General features: G+C 32.8%; 12 protein-coding genes. 8 read left to right on the top strand and 4 right to left on the bottom strand.

The annotated features are described in order from the left end of the window. Nucleotides 1–1,248, top strand: a 1,248-nt coding sequence (locus tag AC1DTM_RS12255) for an alpha-amylase family glycosyl hydrolase (protein WP_477000273.1), incomplete at its 5' end; no start/stop codon positions are given. Between the two features lie 51 nt (nt 1,249–1,299). Next, nucleotides 1,300–1,527: a hypothetical protein gene (locus AC1DTM_RS12250; protein WP_033714674.1), complete on the top strand. Its 228-nt coding sequence runs from the start codon at nt 1,300–1,302 to the stop codon at nt 1,525–1,527. A 38-nt stretch (nt 1,528–1,565) separates the two neighbouring features. On the opposite strand, the gene AC1DTM_RS12245 is transcribed toward AC1DTM_RS12250, so the two are convergent. After that, nucleotides 1,566–2,057: a YajQ family cyclic di-GMP-binding protein gene (locus AC1DTM_RS12245; RefSeq protein WP_002030284.1), complete on the bottom strand. Its 492-nt coding sequence runs from the start codon at nt 2,055–2,057 to the stop codon at nt 1,566–1,568. A gap of 284 nt (nt 2,058–2,341) precedes the next feature. Between AC1DTM_RS12245 and AC1DTM_RS12240 the strand changes: the two genes are divergently transcribed. Continuing rightward, nucleotides 2,342–3,196, top strand: a complete 855-nt coding sequence (locus AC1DTM_RS12240; RefSeq protein WP_002011240.1) for a CvfB family protein — start codon at nt 2,342–2,344, stop codon at nt 3,194–3,196. A 265-nt stretch (nt 3,197–3,461) separates the two neighbouring features. Here the strand turns inward: AC1DTM_RS12240 and AC1DTM_RS12235 are convergent, their stop codons facing one another. Next, nucleotides 3,462–3,761, bottom strand: a complete 300-nt coding sequence (locus AC1DTM_RS12235) for a hypothetical protein (RefSeq protein ID WP_016104161.1) — start codon at nt 3,759–3,761, stop codon at nt 3,462–3,464. A 621-nt stretch (nt 3,762–4,382) separates the two neighbouring features. Between AC1DTM_RS12235 and AC1DTM_RS12230 the strand changes: the two genes are divergently transcribed. The 5 genes from AC1DTM_RS12230 (at nt 4,383) to AC1DTM_RS12210 (ending at nt 7,666) form a co-directional block, all read left to right on the top strand. Further along, on the top strand, nt 4,383–5,291 hold the full coding sequence (locus AC1DTM_RS12230) for an acyl-ACP desaturase (protein WP_477000272.1): 909 nt from the start codon (nt 4,383–4,385) through the stop codon (nt 5,289–5,291). Between the two features lie 216 nt (nt 5,292–5,507). Then, on the top strand, nt 5,508–5,969 hold the full coding sequence (locus AC1DTM_RS12225; RefSeq protein WP_477000271.1) for a CarD family transcriptional regulator: 462 nt from the start codon (nt 5,508–5,510) through the stop codon (nt 5,967–5,969). A gap of 546 nt (nt 5,970–6,515) precedes the next feature. Further along, nucleotides 6,516–6,662 carry a BC1881 family protein gene (locus AC1DTM_RS12220; RefSeq protein ID WP_000738547.1) on the top strand — a complete coding sequence of 49 codons (147 nt, stop codon included), beginning with the start codon at nt 6,516–6,518 and terminating at the stop codon, nt 6,660–6,662. A 298-nt stretch (nt 6,663–6,960) separates the two neighbouring features. Next, nucleotides 6,961–7,194, top strand: a complete 234-nt coding sequence (locus AC1DTM_RS12215; RefSeq protein ID WP_002114669.1) for a hypothetical protein — start codon at nt 6,961–6,963, stop codon at nt 7,192–7,194. Between the two features lie 238 nt (nt 7,195–7,432). Beyond that, nucleotides 7,433–7,666 carry a YuzF family protein gene (locus tag AC1DTM_RS12210; RefSeq protein WP_246908363.1) on the top strand — a complete coding sequence of 78 codons (234 nt, stop codon included), beginning with the start codon at nt 7,433–7,435 and terminating at the stop codon, nt 7,664–7,666. Nucleotides 7,667–7,733: 67 nt separating this feature from the next. Here the strand turns inward: AC1DTM_RS12210 and AC1DTM_RS12205 are convergent, their stop codons facing one another. Next, nucleotides 7,734–8,009, bottom strand: coding sequence for a hypothetical protein (locus AC1DTM_RS12205; RefSeq protein WP_477000270.1), 276 nt, complete (start codon nt 8,007–8,009; stop codon nt 7,734–7,736). A gap of 509 nt (nt 8,010–8,518) precedes the next feature. Then, complete coding sequence (locus AC1DTM_RS12200) at nt 8,519–9,985, bottom strand: catalase (protein ID WP_088099288.1); 1,467 nt, start codon at nt 9,983–9,985, stop codon at nt 8,519–8,521. Between the last annotated feature and the right edge of the window lie 675 nt (nt 9,986–10,660).

The following is a 10,660-nucleotide window of genomic DNA, read 5'->3' as shown; positions in this document are numbered from 1 at the left end:
GTTATTTTGTTTGTACCAGTACATACTTTTGCGGAAGAAAAAAGGGAATGGCGAGATGAAGTTATATATTCCATTATGATTGATCGCTTCAATAACGGAGAACCGAAAAATGACAAACAGTTAGACGTTGGTAATTTAGAAGGGTATCAGGGCGGAGATATAAGAGGGATTATAAAAAGATTGGACTACATAAAAGAAATGGGATTTACTACTATTATGCTTTCTCCGCTTTTTGAAAGTGAAAAGTATGATGGATTAGGCGTTCGAAACTTTCGAAAAGTAAATGAACATTTCGGAACAGAAAATGATGTGAAAGAACTTGTAAATGAGGCTCACAAAAAAGGAATGAAAGTTGTCTTTCAATTTCCGTATGAAGAAAATGAACAACAATTAATAGACTCGATGAAATGGTGGATAAAAGAAGTCGATTTAGACGGAAGTTATGTRATACATAGTGAAAAAAAGCCACGTGCTTTTTGGGATGAAGTGCAAAAGGATTTGCAGAAGGTAAAGAAAGATTTTCACATTATGACAAAGGAAGATAATGATTACTATAAAAAAATAGTAGAGTCATTTTCAAAAGCAGATATGTCTGTGAAACCGTTATATGATGTGAGCGGAAAAGAAGAGGAATTCGCTACGTTTTTAGATAATCAAGAAACAAAGCGATTTGCGCGTATTGCAAAAGAAAACATGTATTACCCGCCGTCTCGTTTAAAACTAGCGATCACTTACTTATTAACATCCCCGGGGATACCGAATTTTTATTACGGAACTGAAATCGCATTAGATGGGGGGGATGCTCCAGATAATAGACGATTAATGGATTTTAAATCGGATGAAAAGTTTATGCAGCACATAACGAAGCTAGGTGAACTTAGACAAACGAGACCATCTTTACGACGTGGTACGTTTGAACTTCTATATGATAAAGATGGAATGAGTATATTAAAACGAAAGTATAAAGATGAAGTAACACTAGTAGCGATTAATAATACGAAAGAAACGCAAAAGGTTTCCTTACCTGTAAGTACAATTGGTGAAAAACAAGAGTTAAGAGGATTGTTAGAAGACGAAATTATAAGAGAAGAAAACGGAAAATTTTATCTTGTTTTAAAGCGCGAAGAGTCGAATGTGTATAAAGTTAGCGAAGAAACAGGTGTGAATTGGTTATTTATCTCCTTAATAGTCGGTGTGAACGTATTATTTATTGCTTTTTTAATTGCGGTTAAAAAGAAACGGAAATGAGTAACTCTTCTTTTGGATAGTCTGTTTACAGTTCAAGATGAGGTGAGATATTTGAGGAGAAAGAAGTTGTTCGCTCTATGTTTTTGTCTTCTTATCGTATTCGTAAGTTTGTATTTTTGGGCCAACGGTGACGATGGGGAATTTGTTCAGTGGGGCGATAGTGTTCATTCTGTCGATACAGCGGTTCTTAAGAGAAATAATATTAAATACAAAATTGAAAATGATAAAGTGTATATTCCAGAAAAATCATTTGATAAAGCAATATATTGTTGCTCGTAATAAGTAGAAAACCTCCTCTGAATAGAGGAGGTTTCTTTTTAGCGGTAGTTAATGAACTGTACGTCGATTGGCAAGTCAACGCTGCGAACGGCTGCGATTACTGCTTGTAAGTCATCACGGCTTTTCGCTGTTACGCGTACTTGGTCATCTTGAACTTGTGTTTTCACTTTTAATTTCATTTCTTTAATGATGTTGTTGATTTTTTTCGCGTTATCTTTATCGATACCTTGTTGCAGAGTTGCACGTTGGCGAACAGTGTTACCAGATGCAGTTTCAACTTTTCCGTAGTCCAAGTTTTTAATTGGAACGTTACGTTTTACAAGTTTAGAAATTAGAACATCTTTTACTTGGTCTAATTTGAACTCGTCATCAGAAGTTAAAACAAGTACTTCTTTTTCTAATTTAATATCACTTTTACTACCTTTAAAGTCATATCGGTTTTGGATTTCCTTTAATGCGATGTTAATTGCGTTTGTTACTTCAGGTAATTCTACTTTCGAAACGATGTCAAAAGAACTCTCTTTTGCCATAGTTAGCACCTCCAAATAAATTTCTATCTTTTAATGCACCTAAATAGGCTATGTAATATACATATTAAAGTATAGCGGAAAATACATCGATTAGATAGAGTGTTGCAACTTAAGTGTTTTGACGGATCATCCGTAGGGTAATATAGTCCTATAGATAAAGTCTTTATTTAATTATAGTGAATTTTGGGCAGTTGGACAAATAAAGGAAAAATCGTGTTATAATTAACTTTTGTTTGGAATGATAAAAAAGATAACTTTATATATATAGAAGGGAATTAAAAAATATGTATTTGCAATTAGGATCGATTGAACAGGTAACTGTTTTACGCGAAACGGAAATCGGGTATATGGTTGGAAACGAAGAGGAAGAAATCTTCCTACATAAAAACGAATTAGCTGGAGAAATTGCAGAAGGCGATACGATTGATGTATTCTTATACCTTGATCACCAAAATCGTATTTCAGCAACAATGAAGGAACCAATTATTACAACACATGATTGGAATTGGGTAAAGGTTGTAGAAGTTATTCCTAGTTTAGGTGTGTTTGTTGATATTGGTGTATCAAAAGATATACTAATTCCACTTGATGAGTTTCCAATTTATATGCCAGTATGGCCTCAGGAAGGCGACGAATTATATTGTACGTTAAAATTAACGAATCGTGATCGTTTAATTGCTCTTCCGGCAAGAGACAGTGATATGCAAGAAATTATCGTAGATGCAACGCCATCTATGCGTAATAAAAACGTAAATGGACGTGTGTATCGCTCACTTCAAGTTGGTTCATTCATACTAACTGACGAGCATTTCCGTGCTTTCTTACACCATACAGAAAGAAAAGAACAAGTCCGCATCGGTGAGCGCGTAACAGGCCGTATCATTGACGTGAAAGATGACGGTACAATCAACATTTCACTTCTTCCTCGTAAAGAAGAAGGAATGGAAGATGATGCAGCAGTACTTTATGCATATATGGAAGAACGAGGCGGAGCAATGCCGTTTTGGGATAAGAGCAACCCAGAAGACATTAAAGAACGTTTCAATATGAGTAAAGCTGCCTTTAAGCGTGCACTTGGTAAACTGATGAAAGAAGAAAAGATTTATCAAGAAGAAGGCTGGACTTACTTTAAGAAATAAGATAAATGAAAAAGGACTATTTTTTCTCTTGATTTTTAAGAGAAGAGATAGTTCTTTTTTTATTATAAAGTAGATAAAAAGTAAATAAGGTGTAATAAAATTCACAAAATCTGAAGATATACAAACGACTAGAATACGTTATGGTTTTTATTATAACAAGAACGAAGAGTATTTCGAATAAAAAGAATATTAAAATGAGTTTTTGGGCTTTTAGTTAACAAAGTTTCGAAAATAAACATTTTATAAAGGTTTCCTTTATATATGATTATTGTATTTCGAGGGTTTCCTTATAAATCTTAGCTATATATTTTACAAAATCAATGATGGGATAGTGTATGAGCGAGCGGTGCTGCGCAAAACGAACTCCTGATTTTTCCATTTTCGAAATGAGTTGCTCAATTTCCAACTCTTTTTGTTGTATCTTATTATAATTTTGATATACAATGTTTTTCCATTGATAGGAAGAACCATGAAAATAACTCTCTCCTTTTACCCTGTGATTAAATATTATTTCTATTTTTTCTCTACGTTGTCTTTCCTTCATATACGATTCCGTTGACTGCATGTTTATCGCCTCTTTCCTTTGTATTGTATACTGTTTCCAAAAATTCGGTCTAACTCATCATAGCCAATGTACAGTGATTTTGTTGGGAATTGTCGTTTAAGGCTATCTCATCAACTGTATATATTTTCCAAGTTCTTAATCTAATATCTTATATCTAAATAAATTGTTAGTGTGTATAAAACGCCATTAATCTTTTAAGTTTTTACTGCTAATAACAAAATTAGAAAGTAGCGAAAACGCATGAAAGATTAATTGTTTATCAATCTTTATTATAAAACGATTCTTTATGGGTATRCACCTTTTTATAATCACCAAGATTTACAACATGACGAGTATCTTCATCCATGAATGTTATTCTCTATTTACTGAGGATAGTTTTTTTATTTAGGTTAACTAACATATCGTATGCCTCAGTATTCCTTTTATAAAAGAGGACAATATATGTAACGGTTCCCCTTTTGATATGAAGAAATCATATCAAAAYATAGYGCTCTTAAAGAATTTTGTTACAAATTTATTATGTTTGACTTTAAAAAAAGGAACGTAATATTTATTTGTAGAAAATTTTAAGGGTAAAAATAGAATGACTATTTATATGATAAGAAAAGGGGGCACTTATAGATGCTAACAAATGATTTAGATTTCCGATTAGAACCACGTTTAAAAGAAMTGTATGAACAACATAAAATAAGAGCGCAGAAGATAGACTGGGGTTATCATGAGTTTTTACCATGGGATAAGGGAAKGGACTTTAAAAGAGTTCCTTGGGATGAAAGTCAAGTTACTMTTCCTTCTGGTGTAATTACGGCCATYGAAACAGCTTTATTAACAGAAGTGAATTTACCATGGTTTACAACGTATTTATCTGCGACTTTTAAAGGRTCCCTTTCTGTTATTACAGACTTTATTCATACTTGGACTTCAGAAGAGGATCAACATTCGAATTTATTGGAGAYATATTTACTACTCACTCGAAGTGTGAAYCCYAAACGAWTACATGAATTAAGAAAGTCAGTCGTTGAGGGTGGATTTGAGCCTGATTTTCATACACCAATCGAAGCAATGACGTATACGACGCTACAAGAACTTGCAACGATGGTGTTTTACAATAATGTAGCTAAGGTTGCAAGTAAGCACGATCCAGATCTTGCTACATTATTACGCCGTCTTGCAAAAGATGAAACTCTTCATTATGCGTTTTATCGAGACGTCATTCGAACACATTTGGAATTGGAACCTAATTATTGCTATCATATTGCCAATGTAATTATGAATTTTAAAATGCCAGGTGCTGTCATGCCTGATTTTGAAAATAGAATGGCTGTGATTGCAAAAGAAGCTAACTATGGACCRCTACAATATTTTGATCAAGTACTTGATGTAGTGGTTGATTATTGGGGGTTAAAAGATTTAAGACCAATTGCACCTCTAGCTGAAAAAGCAAGAATTGAGATTTTGGAGTACCACACAAGATTGAAAAAAATACGGGATCGATTTGGTCGTTTTCAAGGGAAAACTGATCTACGTTAATTAGTAGAGGTTTCAGAATATACGCGGGAAAATCCCCCTTCCCTTTATTCGAAATCCGACACGCTCCCTATAAATTTGGTGCTGTTTTTACTAAATTTTATTTTTGAAGAAAAAGATATTGACAMTAAAAATAAATTTATGATATTATTRAATATTTGATAAAAAATCACATATRTGTTAAGCTTAACAAGGTTACCATATATGGAGGTGGATTATATGTTTCAAATTGGCGATAACATTGTTTATCCAATGCACGGAGCAGGTATAATTGAAGCCATAGAAGAAAAAGAATTCTCAGGGRAAAAACAACGGTATTATGTTATAAAAATGTCAATCAGTAATATGCAAGTCATGATTCCTATGGGTAAAATATTGAGTTCGAGTATACGCCCAGTTACTGATATACTTGCATTAAAACACATTATACACATTTTTCAGCATGGAGAATCAGATAGATTATTGCCGTGGAAACAAAGGTATAAAGTGAACACGGACAAAATAAAAACGGGTGAAATACAAGAAGGTGCTGAAGTTGTACGTGATTTAATGCGTATGAAGAAAGAAAAGGCACTTAATACAAGCGAAAAAAAAATGTTGGATAACGCACATGAATTTTTGATTAGTGAACTAGGATTAATTAAAGGAATCACTGAAAATCAAATAAAAAGTTTCTGTTAAGATTCATTATAGATAATGTATTACATCCCCCGAAAATATCCTGAATTTTTCGGGAATATGATTATTATTAAAAGTAAATCATTTCAAAGACATTCAACTTCTTCAACTCACTTTTAGAGTAGGAACCTCTTTTGTTATTACTTCAATCTAATCCATTTTTATTTTTAMATTTCTTTTACGAACGTTCGAAGTTKCATCAAATAACTCGATTAAATAGTCACTTGATTTTTGCAATCCTGATTCACACTGGCACGGACAAGGAGCCGTAAGGATGAAAGAGAGGTAGGGCTTTCATTGTTTTAGGTAATATACTATCTAAGTCATTATTTCTAGAAGAAAAAACAATCAATCTCACCGCTATCTTTAAGAGTTTCTTACATCTATTGAGACAGTGAATCGTAATTGTTTATCTTCTTTACTTAAAATTGATAAACGAACTGGTAACACCATATGGTCAACTACAAAAAATGGTTTCCAGACCAGGAAACCATTTTAAATTTCATTTACATAACAATAGTAAATTAAGCAGTAAGGAGGAGTGCACACATGAAAAAAATGTTAACAAAAGAATTAAGTAATGAATTAAAGAAGCGGGAAGGGATCATTTCTATTACGGTTGAGCCTTATGAAAAAATCGAAGTTGGTGGAATTCGTGTAGATGGACCAGCTGTTATTCTAATTAATCAAGAATAGCTARAAATAGTTGAATGAACGAAGAAAAGGATCAGCCTTTACGAGAAGGGAAGATCCTTTTTGTTTGCTGCGACTAATAATAGGATATACATATATTCTATCTGATGTGATGGGGGTTAAAAGGAAGGAGAGGGTCGGGATTATCATAGTGGAAAGCTTAATATTGGTAGGATTTCTTTTTATGTTATATACATTAGTTGATAAAAAACAAACTAATTATTTGAAACGATAGATTGTTTTCTTTTTAAGAGCGGGATTTATTTTATAGTGAAATGGATAATTTAAAAGAGGAATTTAGATGGATGCAAGGAAAGAACGCATAAAATACGAGAAGATGTCAAAGAACTATAACCGTATTTATTTAGTTTCGTTTCTCCTATTAATTGTACTTGTTTGTAGTAGTGTGATTATCATAGGAGCTACAGGGGGAAAATATGGAGTGTTTTTGTTGTTAGCAATTTTACTTAACGCACGTATTACGAAAGAATCTCAAAAAAAGTATGAGCAGTATTCTAATACAGGGCGTATTTAAAATGATACATATCTTGAAAGGAACAACCTGGATGTACATTCAAAATATCCCTATATCATTGCCTATTAACTAGTAAAAGTAACCTTATATAAATAATTTTTTAGTAATTTAGATATAGAAAACGTATCTTATTAATATGTTATTTTCAATCATATAATGAATTATCCTTCTAGCATATTTATAAGATTTATATCATATATTAGGAGAAAGAATGTGAGTAAAAAAGGAGTCCTATAGAATGAGTTATTTGGAGGGAAATGACTTGAGTGAACAAAATATGGTAAGTGTACCTAATCCCTACGTATATCAGACATTACAATCAGCAATTGGTAAACATGTGGTTATTGAAACTGTAAGGGGTAATGTAAGAGGAAAGTTAAAGGATGTAAAACCAGATCATCTACTCATTGAAGATACGATACCGTATATTGTACGCATTCAACAAATTGTATGGATTATGCCAAAACAGTGATCAAATTACATCTAATTTAATTTATAACAGATTGGCTTCATAGACGACCAAATAAAAACACAGGGTTTTATCTCTGTGTTTCTTCAAATTTTCGTTTTTGAATATATGCTTGAGCATGAATAATTTCTTCCTGAAGATCTTTTAATTCTTCCATAGATCCTGATTCAATCCTCATGTAAGTAGTAACTAAACTAATCATCATATCCATCTTCTCTACTATATTTTGAATGACCTGTTCAGATTGCTCTTTTTTAGGGTGTTGTATTGCYWTTAATACATTTTYCATATAATTGTTCTTTCTTTGCTGGATATCATAAATAAACTGTTTTGTGTTTGAGTTCATTTGTTKTTCCTCCGTTTTGGATATATTTCCATTCTATCATATTTGAATAGAAAATATTGGATTCCCCTAAATTCACATCTGTCTCGTACATCTCCTCAAATATACAAACTAATTCCTTAACGTACAGGGAACCGGATAAATTGTGTCTAAACGTACAATTTTCTTTTTTTGATATGGTGACCCCTAATAAACAAATCAAAGATCTTCACCAAGGAATTCTTTCCTTCTTTTGAATTGGATATGTAACGATAGTTCTATATTCTTGTTTTGATATCAATAGGAGGCGTGTCTATGAAAAATCATAAAAAAGTGAATGGACAGATCCGTCAAACAAATAAAAAATAAAGTATTAATATTCCTACCTATTGTTGAAGGAAGCTTAAAAAAGAAGTTGTCTCTAAAAAATCGTTTTTCAACGAATTTTTGAGACAACTTCTTTTCTCATATATTGTATTAGTAAACACATATTGCAAGTTAAATTTGAGAATAAAATAGAATTAAGAATGTTATTATTTTGTAGAATTTCCTACATACGCTGAAATATCAACATTTAATGCTTCCGCTAGGCACATACCATACTCGCGGTCTGCGCGGAAGAAATTGCAAATTGCAAGTAGTTTCGTTTGCTCATTCACATCTTTTAAATCGCTTGTTAAGTTTGCGATTAAATTATCTTGTTCCTCTTTAGAGAATGAACGGTAACGCTCACCAGCTTGCTGGAAGTCGTTTGGTTTATCAATTTTTTCACGAGATACATAGCCTTCAAGTTTCATATTCGAATCACGGTAAGCTGAATCTTCAACAGGATTTTCAGCATGACGACTTGGCTCGTAGTTAATTGTTGATGGGTTTTGATTGATTTGCATTGCACCATCACGTTGTTGATTATGAACAGCTGCGTATGGGCAGTTTACAGGAATTTGCAAATAATTTGCACCAAGGCGGTAACGCTGTGTATCTGGGTAAGAGAATAAACGACCTTGTAATAGTTTATCTTCAGATGGTTCAATACCAGGTACAGTTGCACTTGGCGTAAATGCCGCTTGCTCTACTTCCGCAAAGAAGTTTTGTGGGTTGCGATTTAAAGTCATTGTCCCTACTTCAATTAATGGGAAGAGATCTTCTGACCATACTTTTGTTGGATCTAGTGGATCGAACTCTAAAGAATCCATTTCATCTAATTGCATAATCTGTACGTGTAGATCCCATTTTGGATAGTTTCCTTTTTCAATCGCTTCGAATAAATCACGAGTCGCATGGTTGAAATCTTTACCTTGCACTTCTTCCACTTCTTTTGCACTTAAATTGCGGACATCTTGCTGTGGTTTCCAATGATATTTAATGTAAACAATTTTCCCTTCCGCATTAATCCATTTAAATGCATGTACGCCGAAACCTTCCATTTCACGATAGTTTGCCGGTGTACCATAATCAGAAAATACCCATGTCAGCATRTGTGTAGATTCTGGAGTTAACGTCATGAAATCCCAGTAMCGATCTGGTGTTTGAACATTTGTATCAGGTGCTGGCTTTAAAGAATGCACCATGTCAGGGAATTTAATTGCATCACGAATGAAAAAAACAGGTAAATGGTTACCTACGATATCGTAGTTTCCTTCTTCTGTATAAAATTTAACAGCGAACCCGCGTGGATCACGAGCTGTTTCTGGAGAACCTTGACCATGAATAACCGTTGAGAAACGAACRAATACAGGYGTTTCAGTTCCTTCATTTTGTAAAAACGCTGCTTTCGTATATTGCTTCATACTGTTCTTTGTTACGAACATACCATGAGCACCTGCACCACGTGCATGTACAACACGCTCTGGAATACGTTCACGATCAAAATGAGCAAGCTTTTCTATTAAATGATAATCTTCTAATAATACTGGTCCACGTTGACCAGCTGTACGAGAATTTTGGTTATCTCCTACAGGAGAACCTTGATTTGTTGTTAAGCGATTATTCGGATTCATAAAGGAAAACCTCCTATTTATATTCAATAATAATTATTTAATTGTAAATATTATAATTTAATATATATTTAGTTTTATTACTTGTCAATAATTTAAAATCGTTTTTTTTCATTTTTTTGAGATAGGGTCCGCGAAACAATCTATAAATATATCTTGTATATTTAGTATAGCCAGCCTAAAATACTCTGCAATAAATCCAATTGGACAATAAACAAAAGAGTCATAACTACTTTAGATATAAACCTCTCGTCAAGTCTTGTACATCTGATCAAATCCATGAATCTGGTGTATTCCCTACACTTCGCCAACCAATTAGTAATCTTCTAAACTTGAGCATACTAATCACACATCTTTTCTGGAATTTTAGTTTCCTTATATTTCCGGATGTTAATCCGTAATGAGCATTCGTTCATCATCTGTAGCATTATTTAAAAATCCCTCTTTTGATAACTATATGTTCAACTGAGTAATTATTACACATTATGTAGTATATCTATTAAGTTATAATCATTATAAAATGATAATTTCTAAAAGTAAATATTTTGTCGAAAAATTTCATTAAAAATCCAATATCAATTCTTTTTTTATAAAAATTACAAAAAAAGAATTGATATTGGATTGAGATTATATTAATATCTTTCGAGGATAGTATGTACTATTCACTAACTAATGAAG

Source organism: Bacillus sp. P4_D3, from assembly GCF_056401855.1.
Note: the sequence above shows the minus strand (reverse complement) of the source record. Positions and strands in the feature narration are given on the sequence as shown.